Annotated in this window: 1 protein-coding gene; it reads left to right on the top strand. The window is 69.0% G+C overall.

All coding sequences use genetic code 11. From position 1 onward, the window contains the following. The coding region (locus tag SB660_RS23560) for an ATP-binding protein (RefSeq protein WP_410585005.1) at nucleotides 1-206 on the top strand (206 nt) is incomplete at its 5' end. Between the last annotated feature and the right edge of the window lie 33 nt (nucleotides 207-239).

The raw sequence follows: 239 nt of genomic DNA, 5'->3' as shown, positions 1-239 counted from the left end.
ACTCGCACGCCGCATCCTGCATCGTGACGCTTGCTCATGACGGCATCGTCGTCAGCGACGACGGCATCGGGGTGAGCTCCGACGCCGTCGACCTCGTGTTCCGCGGCCTCCGCGAACGCGTCGCGGCAGCGGGTGCCACCCTCCACATCAGCGACGCGCATCCGGGGACGAGACGACCGGGTACAAGGTTGGAAGTGCGCTGGTGAGCGGCATCCGACGGTCGGCGCAGGAGCCGACAC

The organism is Bacillus sp. SIMBA_005, assembly GCF_046535585.1.
In the GTDB taxonomy this organism is placed as follows: domain Bacteria; phylum Bacillota; class Bacilli; order Bacillales; family Bacillaceae; genus Bacillus; species Bacillus pumilus.
This window is presented reverse-complemented; position numbering and strand designations above follow the sequence as displayed.